This window comes from Bradyrhizobium sp. Y36, from assembly GCF_002531575.1.
GTDB lineage: Bacteria > Pseudomonadota > Alphaproteobacteria > Rhizobiales > Xanthobacteraceae > Bradyrhizobium.
The window spans coordinates 165,399-183,338 of the sequence record NZ_NWTI01000005.1 but is presented as its reverse complement, the minus strand read 5'-3'; the positions used below and the strand labels follow the sequence as shown (position 1 = coordinate 183,338).

Annotated in this window: 16 protein-coding genes; 7 read left to right on the top strand and 9 right to left on the bottom strand. The window is 65.9% G+C overall.

Going from position 1 to position 17,940, the window contains the following annotated elements; genetic code table 11:
* Nucleotides 1-74: 74 nt before the first annotated feature.
* Both CO669_RS11580 and CO669_RS11575 read left to right on the top strand, forming a co-directional pair.
* Nucleotides 75-812 (top strand): SDR family NAD(P)-dependent oxidoreductase, encoded by a 738-nt coding sequence (locus CO669_RS11580; protein ID WP_097659932.1) that lies wholly within the window; start codon nt 75-77, stop codon nt 810-812.
* A 76-nt stretch (nt 813-888) separates the two neighbouring features.
* On the top strand, nt 889-1,257 hold the full coding sequence (locus tag CO669_RS11575; RefSeq protein WP_097659931.1) for a CsbD family protein: 369 nt from the start codon (nt 889-891) through the stop codon (nt 1,255-1,257).
* 170 nt (nt 1,258-1,427) lie between these two features.
* Here CO669_RS11575 and CO669_RS11570 read toward each other — a convergent pair whose 3' ends face one another.
* The gene (locus CO669_RS11570; RefSeq protein ID WP_097659930.1) at nt 1,428-3,137 is read right to left on the bottom strand and encodes an SGNH/GDSL hydrolase family protein; all 1,710 of its coding nucleotides are present in this window, start codon (nt 3,135-3,137) and stop codon (nt 1,428-1,430) included.
* Nucleotides 3,138-3,308: 171 nt separating this feature from the next.
* On the bottom strand, nt 3,309-4,706 hold the full coding sequence (locus CO669_RS11565; protein WP_198963962.1) for a lytic murein transglycosylase: 1,398 nt from the start codon (nt 4,704-4,706) through the stop codon (nt 3,309-3,311).
* Between the two features lie 204 nt (nt 4,707-4,910).
* Between CO669_RS11565 and galU the strand changes: the two genes are divergently transcribed.
* Nucleotides 4,911-5,786, top strand: coding sequence for a UTP--glucose-1-phosphate uridylyltransferase GalU (gene galU / locus CO669_RS11560; RefSeq protein ID WP_097659929.1), 876 nt, complete (start codon nt 4,911-4,913; stop codon nt 5,784-5,786).
* A 112-nt stretch (nt 5,787-5,898) separates the two neighbouring features.
* Here galU and CO669_RS11555 read toward each other — a convergent pair whose 3' ends face one another.
* On the bottom strand, nt 5,899-7,395 hold the full coding sequence (locus tag CO669_RS11555) for a sensor domain-containing diguanylate cyclase (protein WP_097659928.1): 1,497 nt from the start codon (nt 7,393-7,395) through the stop codon (nt 5,899-5,901).
* Between the two features lie 154 nt (nt 7,396-7,549).
* Here CO669_RS11555 and CO669_RS11550 point away from each other — a divergent pair, with 154 nt between their 5' ends.
* Complete coding sequence (locus tag CO669_RS11550) at nt 7,550-7,813, top strand: DUF7662 domain-containing protein (protein WP_198963961.1); 264 nt, start codon at nt 7,550-7,552, stop codon at nt 7,811-7,813.
* Between the two features lie 180 nt (nt 7,814-7,993).
* Here the strand turns inward: CO669_RS11550 and CO669_RS11545 are convergent, their stop codons facing one another.
* Both CO669_RS11545 and CO669_RS11540 read right to left on the bottom strand, forming a co-directional pair.
* The gene (locus tag CO669_RS11545; RefSeq protein WP_174718814.1) at nt 7,994-10,870 is read right to left on the bottom strand and encodes an EAL domain-containing protein; all 2,877 of its coding nucleotides are present in this window, start codon (nt 10,868-10,870) and stop codon (nt 7,994-7,996) included.
* Between the two features lie 139 nt (nt 10,871-11,009).
* Nucleotides 11,010-12,008, bottom strand: a complete 999-nt coding sequence (locus tag CO669_RS11540) for an NAD(P)H-quinone oxidoreductase (RefSeq protein ID WP_097659927.1) — start codon at nt 12,006-12,008, stop codon at nt 11,010-11,012.
* Nucleotides 12,009-12,124: 116 nt separating this feature from the next.
* Between CO669_RS11540 and CO669_RS11535 the strand changes: the two genes are divergently transcribed.
* Complete coding sequence (locus CO669_RS11535; RefSeq protein WP_097659926.1) at nt 12,125-12,316, top strand: DUF1192 domain-containing protein; 192 nt, start codon at nt 12,125-12,127, stop codon at nt 12,314-12,316.
* 537 nt (nt 12,317-12,853) lie between these two features.
* A complete protein-coding gene (rcdA, locus tag CO669_RS11525) occupies nt 12,854-13,363 on the top strand; it encodes a protease adaptor protein RcdA (RefSeq protein ID WP_097659925.1) in 510 nt (169 codons plus the stop codon).
* 215 nt (nt 13,364-13,578) lie between these two features.
* Here rcdA and rpmE read toward each other — a convergent pair whose 3' ends face one another.
* Nucleotides 13,579-13,806 (bottom strand): 50S ribosomal protein L31, encoded by a 228-nt coding sequence (rpmE, locus tag CO669_RS11520; RefSeq protein WP_097659924.1) that lies wholly within the window; start codon nt 13,804-13,806, stop codon nt 13,579-13,581.
* A 196-nt stretch (nt 13,807-14,002) separates the two neighbouring features.
* On the opposite strand from rpmE, the gene CO669_RS11515 reads away from it, so the two are divergent.
* Nucleotides 14,003-15,853: an ABC transporter ATP-binding protein/permease gene (locus CO669_RS11515; protein ID WP_097659923.1), complete on the top strand. Its 1,851-nt coding sequence runs from the start codon at nt 14,003-14,005 to the stop codon at nt 15,851-15,853.
* Nucleotides 15,854-16,026: 173 nt separating this feature from the next.
* On the opposite strand, the gene CO669_RS11510 is transcribed toward CO669_RS11515, so the two are convergent.
* The 3 genes from CO669_RS11510 to CO669_RS11500 all read right to left on the bottom strand — a co-directional run bounded on the left by CO669_RS11510 (nt 16,027) and on the right by CO669_RS11500 (nt 17,819).
* Nucleotides 16,027-16,251 carry a hypothetical protein gene (locus tag CO669_RS11510; RefSeq protein ID WP_097659922.1) on the bottom strand — a complete coding sequence of 75 codons (225 nt, stop codon included), beginning with the start codon at nt 16,249-16,251 and terminating at the stop codon, nt 16,027-16,029.
* Nucleotides 16,252-16,344: 93 nt separating this feature from the next.
* Entirely contained in the window at nt 16,345-16,791 is a 447-nt protein-coding gene (locus CO669_RS11505) for a GNAT family N-acetyltransferase (protein WP_097659921.1), read from the bottom strand.
* The gene (locus tag CO669_RS11500) at nt 16,791-17,819 is read right to left on the bottom strand and encodes a peptidoglycan -binding protein (protein WP_097659920.1); all 1,029 of its coding nucleotides are present in this window, start codon (nt 17,817-17,819) and stop codon (nt 16,791-16,793) included. The genes CO669_RS11505 and CO669_RS11500 overlap by 1 nt, the downstream gene beginning before the upstream one ends.
* Nucleotides 17,820-17,940 lie beyond the last annotated feature (121 nt).

The following is a 17,940-nucleotide window of genomic DNA, read 5'->3' as shown; positions in this document are numbered from 1 at the left end:
TCTCGTTATGATTGACAAGGCTGGCATCGATCCGCAGACAGGTCAAACAAAGCAAGACAAAAGGGGAGGCCGCGATGGCGAACGAGCTCGATTTCTCAGGCAAGCAGGTGCTGGTCGTCGGCGGTTCGAGCGGGATCGGTAACGGCATCGCGCAGGCGTTTCGCACCAGAGGTGCGCAGGTCGCGGTGTGCGGCACGCGCGCTCGCGCAGCGGAATATTCCGCGGAGGAAGGCTCCGATCTTACCGGCCTCTCTTATGCGCAGCTCGACGTCAGCAGCCCCGGCGCGATCGAGGCGTTCAAGCCGGGCTTCGACAGGCTCGACATTCTCGTGCTGGCGCAAGGCGCGGTGCTCTATCGCCGCGGCGAATTCGAGATGGCTGGCTTCCGCAAGGTGGTCGAAGTCAATCTGATGAGCCTGATGGCCTGCGCCACGCGGTTTCATTCCATGTTGCGGGATTCCAGCGGCGCGCTGATCATGGTCTCCTCGACCGCGGCCTATCATTCGACCATGGGCAATCCTGCCTACAACGCCTCGAAGACCGGTGCGGTCGGATTGACCCGGACGCTGGGCGAGGCCTGGGCCGAGGACGGCATCCGGGTCAACGGCATCGCGCCGGGGCTCGTCGACACCAAGATGACGAAGGTGACGACCGACAATCCCAAGCGGCTCGAGGGCGCGCTCGCCCGCATCCCGCTGCGACGATTGGGCACGCCGGCCGACATGGCGGGCGCGGCGCTGTTCCTGGCCTCGCCGCTGTCCTCCTACATCATCGGGCAAACCCTCGTCGTCGACGGTGGGCTGATTCTCTAGGGCTACACTTTCGTCATGGCTTGGAACTGTGCCGCTCCTGATCGGTTACTTGGGCTGACCCCCGAGGAGGAGCATCATGGACACGGACCGGATTGTTGGAGCGGCGAAGGACTACGCAGGTAAAGCGGAAAGCGCGATCGGAGACATGGCAGGCGATTCCAAGACGCAGGCCTCAGGCAAGGCGCGCGAAGCCGCAGGCACGGTGCAGAATCTCTACGGCCAGGCCAAGGATGCGGTGCGCGATGCCGCGGACACCGCGACCAGCTACGCCAAGGACGCCTATGACAACAGTGGCGATACCTTCCGCGATGGCACCCAGGCGCTGTCGAAGAGGGTGCAGGACAACCCGCTCGGCGCGCTGCTGGTCGCCGGTGGCGTCGGCTTTGCGCTCGCGCTTCTGATGTCGCGCCCCGCGCGCCGTCCGCCGCCGCGTTGGCGTTACTAAGGGCTAAGCGACAGACACGCATTCTGGATGCCCCGGACGCAGCGCATCACGCAGTGGTGCGCTGCCGAGCCGGGGCCCATTCTTTTTTGAAGACCGTGAGAGGAACTGGGGCCCGGCCCTGGGGCGGCAGCGTTGCACGCTGCAAGCGCGTCCGGGACGCGAGGCCTCGGTTACCGGATCACTTCCGCCGAGCGTCCGACGTTACCCGGAGGCCGCGGGGCCCCTGGATTTTGATTTGGGTTGCGCGGCCCGGGCGCCGGCGCCAATTGACGCGGCGGCGGTGGCTGCGGAGAGCCGAAGCCGAAGAAATCACGCAATGACGGCGAGGCCTGTGCGGGCTGCTGCGGCTGCGCCGGCGGCTTCTTCGGCGCGAGCTTCGGCGGCGCGATCGCCGCGGCCGCTCCCGATGCACCGGGAGACGCGACGTTGCCGTCAGGCGTCGTCGCGGCCATCGGCGTATCGCCCTTGGCCTGCTCGCGGCCGACTTCGCGGCGCGGCCAGGCATAATCGTCGGCGCGGCCGGCCGGAGCCGCCAACGGCTCACCCTTCACCATCGTCCGCGCAGCGAGCGCATCGACGGCGGCGGGCCGCGAGCCCGGGCCGCCCAGCAATTGATCGGTCGAGATCGAGGCCGCGATCAGCGGCACGATCGGTCCCGCCAACGGCCGCGGCGCGGGCTTGCCCGGCTCCGCGCTGGTGTCGGGCGTCGCGGGTTCGCTCGGCAGCGCGATCGGACCGGAGCGGCCGGCCAGGAGGCGCGTGATCTCGCGCTCGACATAGTGCGCAAGCTTGCGCGCGCCGGGCTTGGTGAAATAGACGCCGTCGGAGCTGCGCAGCTGGCGGATCTGGCCCTCGAAGTCCGGGCCCTTCTGCAGGAAGCGGCCCGCTTCGTCGACAAAGCCATCCCAGACATCGACATAGGTGATGCCGGCCTTGGCCGCGCCTTCGCGATAGAGCGAGTCCAGGAACAACGTGTCCGCGGTGCCCTTCGGTCCGCGCACCGCGGGCAGACCGACCCAGAGCACCGGCACGCCCTTGGACTTGAGGACGCCTGCGAGCTCCTCGATCTTCTTGCCGTAGAGCTCGACCCAGCGCTCGTCGCGGAATTCGTAGAGGCCGTTCGGATTGCGGGCCGTCTTTTCGGGGGCGGCCGCAGGCGTGTCGGCATTGTCGGCGTCGTCTTGCGGCAGGTCCGCATCGGCAGGCTTGTCGTCGGGCTTGGCGGCGGTGTCGTTACCGGGCTTGGCGTCAGCCGGCTTGGATGGCTGTTTGGCGCGCGCGCCCTTGTCGTTCTTCTTGTCCTTGTCGGTGGCCGCCTTGTCCGTCTTGTCAGCGGCGGGCTCGCGGATCGCGACGCGGTCGTTGAGGCCGAGCATGACGACGATCACGTCGGGCTTCTCGGTCTCGAGGATGCCTCTTGCCGCTGCCGCCCAGTCCGAGGGCTCACCCTTCGGCTGGTACTTGATGAGGCCCGAAACGGTCTTGTGCTTGCGGATCACGCCCATGTCGGGCTGCTCGGCATAGGCGTCTTCCAGGCCATAGGCGAGCCAGTCGGCCATGGCATCGCCGAGCACCAGCACGTTCTTCTCAGGGATGGTGTCGCGCTTGGCCGGCGCCGGTGCGCGCGAAAAATCCTGGCGCGGCGCCTGCTGCTGTTGCTGCTGGAAGGGCGCAAAGAAGTCGCCGCCGAACCAGCCGCCGCCTCCGCCGCCCCGTTGTGGCGGCGCCGAGCGTTGCGGCGGACCACCGAAGCCGGGGAAGTTGAAGAACTGCGCCGAAGCGGGTCCCGCAACCGAGACCAGAATCGCAAGCGCCGTCCCCAGCGCGATCAACGGGCCGGTCTCGGTCAGCGCCTTGAAGAAAGACTTTGGCTTCGACATGCGATCTCGGGCACGCGCAATGGGGATCGGGAGTGGTCTGAATATAATAACGAAATCGGGCGCCAAACAGGCAAATTCCGTTGCAGATTCTTACCCCATACACCGGGGAACAGCCTCCTCCGTCAAGGTCGGCCGGCAAAATCCCTGTTCAGGGTTACTTTCGGGGCGATTTTACCGCCCCCGCAGCCGGTCCAGCACGTCGGAGGAGGCAAAGCCGTCGGCGGGCACCCCGATCGAGGCCTGGAAATTGCGCAGCGCCTCCCGGGTCTGGCCGCCGAACTGGCCGTCCGGGGTGCCCTTGTAGAAGCCGCGCTGGGCCAGGAGCTGCTGCAGTTCCAGCCGCTCGCTGCGCGACAGCTCGCGCTCCTGGCGCGGCCAGGGCTGCACGAAGGGCTGTCCGCCGCGCAGGCGGTCGGCGAAATGGCCGATCGCGAGCGCATAGGCCTCGGCCGGGTTGTACTTCATGATGACGCGGTAGTTCTGCAGCATCAGGAATCCCGGCCCTTGCGCGCCCGCCGGCGCCAGCAGGTAGGCCTTCTCCGCCGGGTGCGGGAACGGCTGGCCCGTCGCCCGCTTCAGCCCCTGCTTCTCCCATTGCGCGATCGTCATCGCCTTGGCGCGGTCGGCCAGCATGTAGTTGAAGCCTTGGGGCACCACGACCTCGAAGCCCCAGGTCTGGCCGGCCTGCCAGCCGTCCTTCTTCAGGTTGTTGGCGGTGGAGGCGATCAGATCGGTGGGGTTGTCGACGACGTCGCGCCGTCCATCGCCGTCGCCGTCCACGGCAAAGCGCTTGAACGCGGTCGGCATGAACTGGGTCGGGCCGAACGCGCCGGCCCAGGAGCCGCGCATCTGCTCCGGCCTGAGATCGCCGCGGTTGAGAATCTCCAGCGCCGAGAGGAACTCGTCCTTGAAATAGGCCTGGCGGCGGCCGATGCAGGCGAGCGTCGCGGTCGATTGCAGCACGCTGCGGTCGCCCATCTGCGTCGAGTAATTGGACTCGATGCCCCAGATCGCGGCGATGATGTAGCGGTCGACGCCGGTGGCTTTCTCGGTGGCGTCGAACTGCGCCTTGTATTTGGCGAGCACCTCGCGCCCCTTGGCGAGGCGGTTGTCGTTTACGAGGATGTCGAGATAGTCCCAGATCGATTTCGTGAACTCCGGCTGCGAGTCCATCAGGTCCATGATGCGCAGGTCGGGCGAGAGCCCGGCCGTGAAGCGCTGGAAGTTCTCCTGCGTGACGCCACGCCGCGCGGCATCGGGCCACATCCCGGCGACGCAATTGTTGAAGTTGGAGGCGGCCTCGCGGATCGCCGCGGCCGTCATCAGGGGGTGGCCGGAGGCGCCGTCCTCACCGCTCCAGGGCAATGCTCCGGTCTGACCGCCGCCGGGTCCGGGCGGGGCTTGCGGAGGCGCAGCATTCGGACCCGAGAAGATGCCGCCGAACAGGTTGGACAGGCCGTTCTGCGCCTGGGCGTGCGCGCCGACCGGCAGCAGCAGAGCGGCCGCGATCACCATCGTGCCGGCCGCAAATACCGTCCGTCTTGCCTGCGTTGCCACCGATTGCCTCATGTCCCACCCGTCGGCCCTAAAATCCGCCATCAGGAGGCCTGGTTACGGTTGCCAATAGCTTAACAAAGGTGAAATTTTGGTGGCGGCCTTTTTCTTAACTCTGCGCGGATGAGGCCCCACATCCGCCTTTGTTGGCGGCTGCAAACAGGCTAGCAAGATGCCATTGCTCCCTTCACGTATCTCCTCAGGTATTCGATCGCTGCCATGAAAATTCGCAAAGCCGTATTCCCCGTCGCCGGCCTCGGCACCCGTGTCCTGCCCGCCACCAAGGCGATGCCGAAGGAAATGCTGACCATCGTCGACAAGCCGCTGATCCAGTACGTCTATGACGAGGCGAGGGAGGCCGGCATCGAGCACTTCATCTTCGTCACCGGCCGCAACAAGAACGTCATCGAAGATCATTTCGACCGGATGTACGAGCTCGATGCGACGCTTAGCCAGCGCGGCAAGAAGGCCGAGCAGGAGATCCTGGCGCAGAACCAGCCCGAGGCCGGCGCCGTCAGCTTCACCCGCCAGCAGGCGCCGCTCGGCCTCGGTCACGCCGTCTGGTGCGCGCGCGACATCGTCGGCAACGAGCCGTTCGCCGTCGTGCTGCCCGACGAGCTCGTGCTCAACACGCCGGGCTGCCTCAAGCAGATGATCGAGATGGCGTCCTCACTCGGCGAGAAATCCAATCTGGTCGCGGTCGAGGCGGTGCCGGACCATCTCACCCATCAATACGGCATCTGCGGCGTCGGCAAGCGCAGCGGCAAGATGTTCGAGGTCGACGGCATGGTCGAGAAGCCGGCCAAGGGCACCGCGCCCTCCAACCTCTCGATCACCGGCCGCTACATCCTGCAGCCCGAGATCTTCAAGATCCTGGAGACCCAGGAGCGCGGCGCCGGCGGCGAGATCCAGCTCACCGACGCCATGATCGGCCTCGCCAAGTCGCAGAAATTCTACGGCGTCGAGTTCGAGGGCGAGCGCCACGACTGCGGCTCCAAGCCCGGCTTCCTGCGCGCCAACATCGCCTACGGCCTGAAGCGCCCGGAGTTGCGCGAGGGGCTGATCGCGGAGATGAAGAAATATCTCGGGCAGTGACATCGAGGGCGAATGCTTTCGATGTCATCCCGGGATGGTCCGAAGGACCAGACCCGGGATCTCGAGATTCCGGGTTCGGCTCTTCGAGCCGCCCCGGAATGACATCCCAAGCTCACGCCACCAGCGACAGTTTCGGCAGGCTCGCAACCACCGACTGGTTGCGGCCGCCCGCTTTCGCCGCGTAGAGCGCCTTGTCGGCGGCGGCGACCAGCACCGTCCAGTCCATGCCGGCGCTGGGAACGAGGCTGGCAACGCCGCAGGACACCGTCGAGATCACCTCGTCGTCGGACCAGCCCTGCACCTTGGTGCGGATCGCCTCGGCGACCTTGAAGGCGTCGGTGGCCGAAATGTTCGGCAGCAGCACGGCGAATTCCTCGCCGCCATAGCGCGCGGCGCAGTCGCCGGCCCGGCTCACCGAATCGGAAATGCAGATGGCGATCCCGACCAGCACCTGGTCGCCGGCCTGATGGCCGAACGTGTCGTTGTAGGCCTTGAAGTGATCGGCATCGATCATGATCAGCGCGACCGGCACCTTCTGGCGCATGGCGCGCCGCCATTCGACGTCGATGACGGAATCGAACTTGCGGCGGTTCTTCAGGCCGGTGAGCGCGTCGGTCGTCGCCATCTCCTCGAGCTTGCGCTCGGCTTCGGCGCGCCGGCCGATCTCGCGCGCAAGCACGAGCGTCGATCCCAGCACGAACAGCGCGAGCGCCAGCACCACGGCGCCGATGCGGATCGCTTCCTTGCGCCAGAGCGCGAACACGGCGGCCAGCGGCTTGCCCGCCACCACGAACAGCGGACCGTTGTCGCCGCTCCGGACATAGAGCCGCGGCGTCGGATCGACCGGGCCCTGTCCCGAATAGGCGGCGCCGATCGGCAGATTGTCGGGCTTCCAGGCCCGGCGGTCGTTCAGGTTCGTGCCGATGATGTCGAGATCGAACGGCCGCCGCATCATGATGGTGCGGTCCCGCTTCAGCACGGTGATGGTGTCCTCAGGGTCGAGGTTGAGCCGCTCGAACAATTCGTGGAAATAGCTGAAGCGGATCGATCCGGCGACGACGCCGAGGAAGCCGCCGTCGGTGTCGCTGATGCGCCGGCTCAGCACGATGGAATAGGCGCCGCGGAACAGCATCGGGCGGCTGATGAAGAGCCCGGTGCCCGGATTGTCGCGATGAACCCTGAAGTAATCTTCCTCGCTGCGGTTTTCCGGCAGGGGATCGAGCGTGGAGGCGTCGATGGCCAGCTTGCCCTCGGAATCGAACACCTGGATGGCGCCGAAATGCTTGGCGGTGGTCGCATGGTCGAACAGGATCAGATGGCGGATCGGCTTCGACACCGTCGCGAGCTCGGGCAGCAGCATGTTGCTGGCGACCGCCTTCAGCGACAAATCGTAGATCTCGACGTTGCGGCTGACGTCGGACTGGATGGTCGTCGCGAGGTTCTCCAGCGTCTGGCGGGCGAGCGCCTCCTCGCCCCGGCGCATGTCGAGCATCACGTTGACGCAAATGGCGGAAAAGCCGATCACCGTCACCACGGACGAGATGATCAGCAGCTTCGCCGAAATCCGCCACGGCCGGCGGGCCGTGATGTCGCGCCATCCAGACAGCATCGTTTGCTCCGATCCCTAGTGGATGCGCCCGAAATCTTGAGTAGTGTTTAAGGAAGGACGGCGCTGCCGCAATGAGTTAAGGATCGGTTTACACCGCTCCCGGTTTTGGCCGGGGCTTGCGGGAGCTGATCCGGTTTCGAACGAGAGGACTGACGTGAACGACTACGACGCGTTGCGCGACTATCTGCTGCGCCAGAAGCAGGCCGAATTCGTCCTGAGCTTCGAACAGATCGAGGAGATCATCGGCGCGGCCCTGCCGCGTGCGGCCAACCGTGCCTCGTGGTGGGACACCTCGCGTAGCCCGGACATCCAGATGCCGCAGCGCGAAGCCTGCATCGCGGCGGGTTTCAAGGCAACGCGGATGCCCGATGGCCAGACCGTCCGGTTCACGAAGATGAAGAAGGACGGGCGGCGGTAGCGGAGCGGCACGCTGCCACCCTCCCCTGAAGGGGGAGGTCGGCTCACATTGAGCGCAGCGAAATGTGAGACGGGGTGGGGTGACAGTCTCTCAACCGATGCAGTGCCCGAGTGGAGAGATCACCCCACCCCGCTCGCGCTGCGCGCAATCGACCCTCCCCCTCCAGGGGAGGGTAAGAGGCTAGCTCGCCGCTTCCAGCCGCACTTCCGTGAGCAGCCGCATCGCCGCGTCCGCGTCCATCGGCTCGCCGAAGGCGAAGCCTTGCGCGTATTCGCAGCCCATCTGGTAGAGCTCGACCGCGTCCGAATCCGTCTCGGCGCCTTCGGCCACCACGTCCATGCCGAGGTCGTGCGCGAGCGCGATGATCGATTTCAGGATCACCGGCCGCGTCCCGCGGTTGGTGGTGCGCACGAAGGACTGGTCGATCTTGATGGTGTCGAACGGGAAGCGCTGCAGATAGGCCAGCGAGGAATGGCCGGTGCCGAAATCGTCGAGCGAGAGTCCGGTGCCGAGCTCGCGGATCCGCGTCAGCATCTGCGCCGCGTGCTCCGGATTCTCCATCACCAGGGATTCCGTCAGTTCGAGCTTGAGCGTGCCGCGCGCCACCGAGGAGCGCGACAGCACGGTGCGGATGTCGTGGATCAGGTCGTGGCGCAGCAATTGCCGCGAGGAGACGTTGACCGAGGCGAAGATCGGCTCGCGCGAGCGCATCGCGCGCTGCCACACCGAGAGCTGCTTTGCGGTCTGGTCGAGCACGAACATGCCGAGATCGACGATCAGGCCGGTCTCTTCCGCGATGGAGATGAATTCCGACGGCGCCATGCGCCCAAGCTTCGGATGATCCCAGCGCACCAGCGCTTCGAATCCGGCGACGGAGCGATCCTCCAGCCGCACGATCGGCTGGTACAGGATGGTGAGTTCCTGGCGCTCGATGGCGCGGCGCAGCTCGCTCTCCAGCGTCAGGCGGTCGGTCTTCCGCGCCCGCATCGCGGGCTTGTAGACGTCGATGCGGTCGCCGCCGATGCGCTTGGAGTGATACATCGCAAGCTCGGCGTCCTTGATGATCTCGTCCGTCAGCTGCGTCTGCGGATCGGAGAGCGCAAGCCCGATCGAGGCCGTCAGAAAAATCTCGCGGTCGTTGAAGGCGATCGGTGCGCGGATGGTCTTGCGGATGGTCTCGGCGAAGGCGGTGATGCGGGCCGGGTCCTGCTCCGAGAGCAGGATCAGGCCGAACTGGTCGCCGGCCAGCCGCGCCAGCGTGTCCTGCGGCTTCAGGATGCGGGTGAGGCGTCGGGCCAGCGTCAGCAGGATGGAATCGCCGACCGCGATCCCGACGGAATCGTTGACCTGCTTGAAGCGGTCGAGATCGATCACCATCAGCGTCGGCCGCAGCGTCGGCATGGTCTTGGCGAAATGCGCGACCGCGCCCAGCCGGTCCATGAACAGCTTGCGGTTGGGCAGGCCGGTGAGGTTGTCATGCACGGAATCGTGCAGCAGGCGTTCCTCGGCGTTGCGCAGCTCGGTGACGTCGGTGAGCGTGCCGACCACGCGCGAGACTTCGCCGTCGGATCCGACCACCGGGCGCGCCTTCAGCGCGAACCACATGAAATGGCCGTCCGGCGTGCGCAGGCGGAAATCCTGCACCAAACGTCCGCGGCGCTGATCGAGCACGCTGTCGAGCGCGGCGCGGAAACGGTCCTGGTCGAGCGGATGCAGCACCTCGAGCCACGATGCTGCGGGCCCTTCGAGCGTGCCGCGCTTGAGGCCGAGCAGGGCTTCCGTCTCGGGGCTGGTGAAGACCTTGTCGGCGGAGACGTCCCAATCCCAGATCAGGTCGCCGGAGCCGGCCAGCGCCAGGGCGCGCCGTTCGATGTCGGAGACGACGCCGGTGGTGGCGCCGCCGCCGGCAAAGGCGTGCTGCATGACAGTGAAGCCGATCAGCATCACGATCAGCACGAGGCCGCCGAGCAGGGCAGGGCCGACGATGTCATTGGTGACGGAACCCGCAACCGTCATGCCGGCCGCGACCACCCACACCACGAGGAGGAACCAGGTCGGGATCAGCAGCACCGCGCGGTCGAAGCCGTGGGTGGAGAGATAGACGATCAGCGCAAAACCGGCGAAGGCGATCAGCACCAGCGAGATTCGCGCGATGCCTGAGGCGACAGCCGGATCGAATAGCGCGAGCGCGACGAGAGAGCCGAGAAAGGCGAGCCAGCCCACCGTGATGTGCGAATAGCGCACGTGCCATCGGCTGAGATTGAGATAGGCGAACAGGAACACCAGCAGCGTCGCCGCCAGGATCGCTTCGCCCGCCGCGCGCCAGATGCGCTCGGCGTTGTTCGACATGTCGAGCACCTTGCCCCAGAAGCCGAAATCGACGCCGATATAGACCAGCACCGCCCAGGCCAGCGCCGCGGCGGCCGGGAACATGATGCTGCCCTTCACGACGAACAGGATCGTGAGCACCAGCGCCAGCAGGCCCGAGATGCCGATCACGATGCCCTGGTACAGCGTGAACGAGTTGACCTTGTCCTTGTAGGCTTCCGGCTCCCACAGGTAGAGCTGCGGCAGCTTGTCGGTGCGCAGCTCCGCGACGAAGGTGATGACGGCGCCGGGGTCGAGCGTGACGCGGAACACGTCGGCGGTCGGGCTTTCCTGCCGTTCCGGCCGGTCGCCGGTCGAGGGCGTGATGGTGGCGATGCGCGACAGGCCGAGGTCGGGCCACAACAGCCCCGAGGAGACGATGCGGTAATGCGGGGCGACGATCAGGCGGTCGAGCTGGTCGTCGGTGTTGTTGGCGAGCGCAAACACCACCCAGTTCTGGCCGCCTTCGCGAGCGCGCACCTCGATGCGGCGAACGATGCCGTCGGTGCCGGGCGCGGTGGAGACCTGGATGCGGTCGGCATCGCTGCGCTGATGCTCGAGCACGCCGGTGAGGTCGATCGCGGGCGCGTCACTGCGGACGCTGACGGCGTCGAGCGCGCGCGCGGGATACGCGGCGACGAGAATCATGAGGCCCAGCGCGATGGGCGCGAGGCACCTGATCAGACGCAAGGTCAGTTCTCCGCGTTCGACGCAAACTCTTCGGTGAAGACGATTTCAGACCGAACGGAAGTGGTTCGGTGCGTCGCGATAGATGCCACGAAAGCGAGGAAAATCAAAGGGTTTCCGCCTCGCCCTGTGGGTCAGCGGCCTAGACCTCCAACACAATTTTGCCAATATGTGCGCTCGTCTCCATGCGCCGGTGCGCGTCCGCCGCCTTTTCCAGCGGGAAAGTGCTGTCCATCAGCGGTTTGACGCGGCCCTCGCGCAAAAGCGGCATCACTTTCGCCTCGATTGCGGCCACCATCGCCGCCTTGTCCGCATTAGTACGGGGGCGCAGGGTCGAGCCGGTGTGGGTGAGGCGCTTGACCATCACCTTGGCGATGTTGACGCTGACCTTGGGGCCGTTCAGCGTCGCGATCTGCACGATGCGGCCGTCGACCGCGGCGGCATCATAGTTGCGGTCGACATACTCGCCGGCGACCATGTCGAGGATCAGGTTGACGCCTTCCTTGTTGGTCGCTTCCTTGACCACGGCGACGAAGTCCTCGGTCTTGTAGTTGATGGCGCGGTCGGCCCCCAGCTTGAGGCAGGCGTCGACCTTGTCCTGCGATCCCACGGTGACGAACACCTTTGCGCCGAACGCCTTCGCGAGCTGGATCGCCATGGTGCCGATGCCCGAGGAGCCGCCATGGATCAGCAGCGTCTCGCCGGCCTTGAGGCCGCCGCGCTCGAACACGTTGTGCCAGACCGTCATCAGGGTTTCCGGCAGCGCGCCGGCTTCCTTGATCGACAGCGCCGGCGGCACGCTCATGGCCTGGGCGTCCTGCGCGATGCAGTACTGCGCATAGCCGCCGCCTGCGACCAGTGACATCACCTTGTCGCCGATCTTGTGCCGCTTGGCGTTGCTGCCAACGGCAACCACTTCACCGGCGATCTCGAGGCCGGGCAGGTCGCTGGCGCCGGGCGGCGGCGGATAGGCGCCGGAGCGCTGTGCGACGTCGGGCCGGTTGACGCCGGCAGCCATCACCTTGACCAGGATCTCGTCGGGGCCGGGCTGCGGCAGCGCGCGCTGTTCAGGGACCAGCACCTCCGGTCCGCCGGGCTTGGAGATGGCGACCACGGTCATTTGCGCGGGCAGCTTGTCCATGATGTGTCCTTGAGCAAAGGTGCGGGATGAACCAGGCCCTTGCTTAGCCAGCATGGTCCGGACTGGCAACTGCCTCAGCCATATGGTCCGGCCCGCGGACGAGAGGAGGAACGAGGATGGCAACGGAAGACGACGACCGCCCGCGCAAGAAGATCAGCCACGAAATCGGACAGGATCTCTCACTGTTGTCCGTGGAGGAACTGGCCGAGCGCATGCTTCTCCTGAAGACCGAGATCGCCAGACTGGAAGAAGCCGCCACCAGGAAGCGCGCCTCGCGCGATGCGGCGGATAGTTTTTTCAAGAAGTAGGACACCTCCCGCCGTCATTCCGGGGCGGCGCGCAGCGCCGAGCCCGGAATCCATAACCACAGGCCGTGGCAATGGGCACGCTGATAGTGAACGGCCGTCACATCTGCCTGTGGCTATGGATTCCGGGCTCGCGCTGCGCGCGCCCCGGAATGACGGCGGAGAGGTTTGTTCCGCACCTCACTCGGCCGCTGGCCGACATGGCTAACGAACCCTCAAAAAAAACGTTCGTTTACGGTCGATTAAGCTTTCGAGTTTATGACTGGAACTGTCCTCGTTTGGACACCGAGTGGCTCCTGTCCACTCTGTTTGACGCCTCCCTGTTATCAACTTTCAAAGCCGCCGGTCTCCGGCGGCTCTTTTTTTGCGTCCGCTCCCCGCTTTTGTGCGTCTCTTCCCGAGTTGCATTCCGAGGAATGACCCGCGGAAACCATATCCGCGCTTGTCACTGGACTCCGCGTCCAGCCCGCGCAATGATTTGTTCATCATAAGCCGGCGCCAAAGCCGGACAGTCAAACAGTTGCGTAAGAGGCGTTAACCATGGAACGTTTGCAGGCCGACGGCGCTCTCGTTCAACTCAGCGAGCGGTTCACCAATTCTGCGGCGTTCGGCGTCCTGTTCCGTGAGGGCATGGACCTCGTCGAAGAGACTGCGGCCTATCTCGACGGCGCCGGCCGCACCGAGGCCAAGGCGCTCGACCGTGCCGTCAGCCTCACCTACGCGACCGAGAGCATGCGTCTCACCACCCGCCTGATGCAGCTCGCCTCGTGGCTGCTGCTGCACCGTGCGGTAAAGGAAGGCGAGATGACGCTGGTCCAGGCCAATCGCGAGAAGACCAAGGTCAAGCTCAGCGCCGCCGATCCCGGCCCCGCCGACACCATCGAGAAGCTGCCTTTGCAGCTCCAGGAGCTGATCCATCGCTCGATGAGCCTGCAGACCCGCGTCCGCCGTCTCGACACCACCATCCACACCCCGCCGGCCGAGCACATCGCGATCGGCAATCCGCTGGTGCCGCACCTCAACGCGCTGAAGGCCGCGTTCGAGCGGTAAGTTTCACCGGTGCCGTAGTCAAAGGTGCCGTAGGGTGGGCAAAGGCGCTCTTGCGCCGTGCCCACGACCTCTCTCAGTCGCGAAAGATACGTGGGCACGCTTCGCTTTGCCCACCCTACAAAATCTACGAGACCTCGGCCTTGGCGACCGCCCCAAAAACAAAAACGCCCCCGGCTTTCCAGGGGCGTTTTTCGTCTCCAGCCTCGTTGGCCGGATCAATCCTTTTTGAGGAAGCCCGAAAACTTCTTCTGGAAGCGCGAGACGCGGCCGCCGCGATCCATCAGCTGCTGGGAGCCGCCGGTCCAGGCCGGGTGCGACTTCGGGTCGATGTCGAGGTTCAGCGTGTCGCCTTCCTTGCCCCAGGTGGAGCGGGTCAGGTACTCGGTTCCGTCGGTCATCACGACCTTAATCGTATGATAATCCGGATGAATTTCGGCTTTCATGGCAAATTCCTCGGCGCCCGGCGCCTGTTCTGTGGCTAGCGAATGACGGATTTGGCGGCTCTATACCTCACGCTATCAGGCAAAACAAGCCGGGCTTGCGCGGGTGAGCCGGGTTTGCCCCTAAGGGACATCCCGGATTTGCCACTACCCTTGCACCGGCCTATTGGGAGCAAACGGATGCAATGGGCCAGATCTCATGAGCGCAGTGGAACGGCTTGATGACCAGTATGTCGATCAGCCCGGAATGAATGCCGCGGACCCCCCCTCGATCGAAGCCGAGCTGATCGAAGAGCCGGCCAAGGGCCGCGCCAAGCTGCGGCCGCTGCTCGCGCTGGCGCCTTATGTCAGCCGCTATCGCGGCCGGGCGGCGCTCGCCTTCGTCGCGCTCACGGTCGCGGCCCTGACCACCCTGCTGGTGCCCGTCGCGGTGCGCCGGATGATCGATTTCGGCCTGACGCCCGAGGGCATCGAGCTGATCAACAGCTACTTCTCGGTGATGCTCGCGGTGGTCGGCGTGCTCGCGCTCGCCAGCGCCGCGCGCTACTACCTCGTGATGACGATCGGCGAGCGCATCGTTGCCGACCTCAGGCGCGACGTCTTCGCTCACCTGCTCTCGCTGTCCCCCGCCTTCTTCGATTCCGCGCGCAGCGGCGAATTGATCTCGCGGCTCACCGCCGACACCACCCAGCTCAAATCGGCCGTCGGCGCCTCCGTGTCGATCGCGCTGCGCAATTTGATGATGTTCCTTGGTGCTGCGGCGATGATGGTGATCACGAGCCCCAAACTGTCGGGCTTCGTGCTGCTGGCCATTCCCTTGATCGTGCTGCCGCTGGTCGCCTTCGGGCGCTGGGTGCGGCGTCTGTCGCGCAATGCGCAGGACACGCTGGCCGAGGCGTCGGCCTATGCCGGCGAACTGGTCGGCGCGATCCGCACCGTGCAGGCCTATACCAGCGAGCAATTCGCCGAAGAGCGTTTCGGCGGCGAGGTCGAGCAGGCCTATGAAGCCGCGCGCACCTCGACCCAGGCTCGCGCCGTGCTCACGGCCATCATCATCTTCATCGTGTTCGCAAGCGTGGTCGCGATCCTCTGGATCGGCTCGCATGACGTGCTGACCGGCGCGATTTCGCCGGGCCGGCTTGGCCAGTTCGTGCTGTATGCGGTGTTCGCCGCGGCCGGCCTCGGCCAGCTCAGCGAAGTCTGGGGCGAGGTCTCGTCGGCATCAGGCGCAGCCGAGCGCCTGTTCGAGATCCTGCATGTGAAGCCCGACATCAAGGCGCCTGCGTCTGCGCGCGCGTTACCCGTGCCGGCACGCGGCGAGGTCGGCTTCGATCAGGTCAGCTTTGCCTATCCGGCGCGGCGCGACGTCAATGTGCTCGATTCCGTGTCGTTCACGGTGCGTCCGGGCGAGAAGGTCGCGATCGTCGGCCCGTCCGGCGCCGGCAAGAGCACGATCTTTCATCTGTTGCTGCGCTTCTACGACCCGCGCAGCGGCGCGATCTCGCTCGATGGCGTGCCGGTCAAATCCGCAGATCCCCGCGACTTCCGCTCGCGCATCGCGCTGGTGCCGCAGGAATCGAACGTGTTCGCCGCGAGCGCCCGCGAGAACATCCGCTTCGGCCGACCCGACGCGACCGATGCCGAGGTCGAGCGCGCCGCCGAGCTGGCGCACGCAGCCGAGTTCATCCGCCGCCTGCCCGAAGGTTTCGAGACCCCGCTCGGCGAGCGCGGCGTGACGCTCTCCGGCGGCCAGCGCCAGCGTATTGCGATCGCGCGCGCCATCCTGCGTGATGCGCCGCTCCTGCTGCTCGACGAAGCCACCTCCGCACTCGATGCCGAAAGCGAGACGCTGGTGCAGACCGCGCTGGAAGAGCTGATGCGCCACCGCACCACGCTCGTCATCGCCCATCGCCTCGCAACCGTCTTGTCCTGCGACCGCATCCTGGTGATGGACCAGGGCAAGATCGTCGAGCAGGGCAGGCATGCCGAGCTCGTCGCCGCGAACGGACTTTATGCGCGGCTGGCGAGGCTGCAGTTCGAGGTCGCGTGAGCGCTGAACGATCGACGTGAGGTGCTGCGATCGCTGCCTCACCCACAGTGTCATCGCCCGCGCAGGCGGGCGATCCAGTACGCCGCGGCGTCTCGGTTCAACCACTGCTGTCTCTGGAATACTGGATCACCCGCCTGCGCGGGTGATGACAGCGGTGTGTAAAGGAGCGTTCCTTACCGGCACTTCGGCGAGAGCGTGGGCACATTCGGCCACGGCCAGTTCTTCCAGCTGCCGTCCTTGTCGACACAGGCCGATGGGGTAGGGCTGCTCGTCGGGGCAGGCGCGCGCGCCATCTCGCGCGAGGCGAAGCGCTGGTCGACATAGCTTGTCGACACATATCCGGCGACGATGACGCCGAGAAAGACCGAGGATCCCTCGGCCAGATCGCGCAACTTCATCGATCGTCTCCATCCGCTTGTCATCGCTGCTTCCGTACCAACGACTAGCGGACATTCCTGGATCCAACCGTGACCGGCCTCACGTCCGCCAGATCACGCCCGCCACGCCATCTTCAGCACCGGCCGGCCCGAGGTCGGGTTCACATCGTCGCCGGCATGGGCAAAGCCGTTGCGCTCGTAGAAGCGGATGGCGCGGGTATTGTCCTTGTTGACGAGCAGCGTGACGCCCGAGGGCGACAGCCGCTTGGCTTCCTCGACGAGCAACCGCGCCGCGTCCGAGCCCCAATGCGCGGGATCGACCACGAGCTGGTCGAGATAGCCGTCGCCGTCGATGGTGACGAAGCCGGTCAGTGCGCCGTCCTGCTCCGCCACGACGATCGTGGCCTTCGGCACCAGATCCTTGCGCCAGCGCTCGCGCCACCAGTCCAGCCGGGCCGCGAAGTCGATCTGCGGATAGGCCTGCTGCCATGTGCGATGCCAGAGGTCGATCGCGGCGGCTTCGTCGGAGGTCGCGTAGGGGCGGAGGTGAATCGCGCTCACTACCGCTCCGTCAGCTTGAGCTCGATGCGCCGATTGCGCTTGTAGGCTTCCTCGGTGTTGCCGGGATCGAGCGGCTGGAATTCGCCGAAGCCGGCTGCGACGAGCCGCTGGGCGGGCACGCCGAGCGAGACCAGATATTGCACCACCGAGATCGAGCGTGCCGCCGACAGGTCCCAATTCGACTTGAAGTTCGGACCGTTGACCGGGCGCACGTCGGTGTGGCCGTCGACGCGCAGCACCCAGGGGATCTCGTTCGGAATCTTCTTGTCGAGCTCGATCAGCGCGGTCGCCAGGGTGTCGAGCTCGGCGCGGCCCTCGGGCAGCAGCGTCGCCTGTCCGGTGTCGAAGAACACTTCGGACTGAAACACGAAGCGGTCGCCGACGATGCGGATGTCGGGCCGGTTGCCGAGGATGGCGCGCAGGCGGCCGAAGAATTCCGAGCGGTAGCGCGACAATTCCTGCACGCGCTGCGCCAGCGCCACGTTCAGGCGGGAGCCGAGATCGGCGATCCGGTTCTGCGATTCCTTGTCGCGCTTCTCGGAGGCATCGAGCGCCTCTTCCAGCGCGGCCAATTGCCGGCGCAAAGCGCTGATCTGCTGGTTCAGCACCTCGATCTGCGCCAGCGCCCGCGCCGAGACCGCCTTCTCCGAATCCAATGCCTTGCCGAGCTCGGAGGTCTTGCCCTGCGCGTCGTTGCCGGCGGCAGCCAAGCCGTCATAGAGGCCCTTGATGCGGTCGCGCTCGGTCTCGGCCGAGGCGAGGCCAGCCTTCAGCTGCGAGACCTGGTCGTCGAGCGTGAGCTTGCCGAGCTTCTCCAGCGACAGCAGCTCGTTGAGCTGGGCGATCTTGGCGTTGAGCTGTTCCAGCGCCTTGTCCTTGCCGGTGACCTCCTGCGACAGGAAGAACTGCACCACCAGGAACACCGACAGCAGGAACACGATCGACAGCACCAGCGTCGACAGCGCGTCGACGAAGCCGGGCCAGTAGTTGAAGGAGGTGTCGCCGCGGCGGCCGCGCGCCAGTGCCATTGTTGTCCGTCTCCACTTTCGTGTCCCGGACGCGATGCAGCGTGCAACGCTGCTTCGCAGAGCCGGGACCCATATCTCGTTCCCTGGGCCCCGGCTCTGCAGCGCATCACTTCGTGCTGCG

Excerpts from the sequence above, each read along its gene's own strand:
- CO669_RS11580 (WP_097659932.1), top strand. The coding sequence starts at position 75 with ATGGCGAACGAGCTCGATTTCTCAGGCAAGCAGGTGCTGGTCGTCGGC.
- CO669_RS11575 (WP_097659931.1), top strand. The coding sequence starts at position 889 with ATGGACACGGACCGGATTGTTGGAGCGGCGAAGGACTACGCAGGTAAA.
- CO669_RS11570 (WP_097659930.1), bottom strand. The coding sequence starts at position 3,137 with ATGTCGAAGCCAAAGTCTTTCTTCAAGGCGCTGACCGAGACCGGCCCG.
- CO669_RS11565 (WP_198963962.1), bottom strand. The coding sequence starts at position 4,706 with ATGAGGCAATCGGTGGCAACGCAGGCAAGACGGACGGTATTTGCGGCC.
- galU (WP_097659929.1), top strand. The coding sequence starts at position 4,911 with ATGAAAATTCGCAAAGCCGTATTCCCCGTCGCCGGCCTCGGCACCCGT.
- CO669_RS11555 (WP_097659928.1), bottom strand. The coding sequence starts at position 7,395 with ATGCTGTCTGGATGGCGCGACATCACGGCCCGCCGGCCGTGGCGGATT.
- CO669_RS11540 (WP_097659927.1), bottom strand. The coding sequence starts at position 12,008 with ATGGACAAGCTGCCCGCGCAAATGACCGTGGTCGCCATCTCCAAGCCC.
- CO669_RS11535 (WP_097659926.1), top strand. The coding sequence starts at position 12,125 with ATGGCAACGGAAGACGACGACCGCCCGCGCAAGAAGATCAGCCACGAA.
- rcdA (WP_097659925.1), top strand. The coding sequence starts at position 12,854 with ATGGAACGTTTGCAGGCCGACGGCGCTCTCGTTCAACTCAGCGAGCGG.
- rpmE (WP_097659924.1), bottom strand. The coding sequence starts at position 13,806 with ATGAAAGCCGAAATTCATCCGGATTATCATACGATTAAGGTCGTGATG.
- CO669_RS11515 (WP_097659923.1), top strand. The coding sequence starts at position 14,003 with ATGAGCGCAGTGGAACGGCTTGATGACCAGTATGTCGATCAGCCCGGA.
- CO669_RS11510 (WP_097659922.1), bottom strand. The coding sequence starts at position 16,251 with ATGAAGTTGCGCGATCTGGCCGAGGGATCCTCGGTCTTTCTCGGCGTC.
- CO669_RS11500 (WP_097659920.1), bottom strand. The coding sequence starts at position 17,819 with ATGGCACTGGCGCGCGGCCGCCGCGGCGACACCTCCTTCAACTACTGG.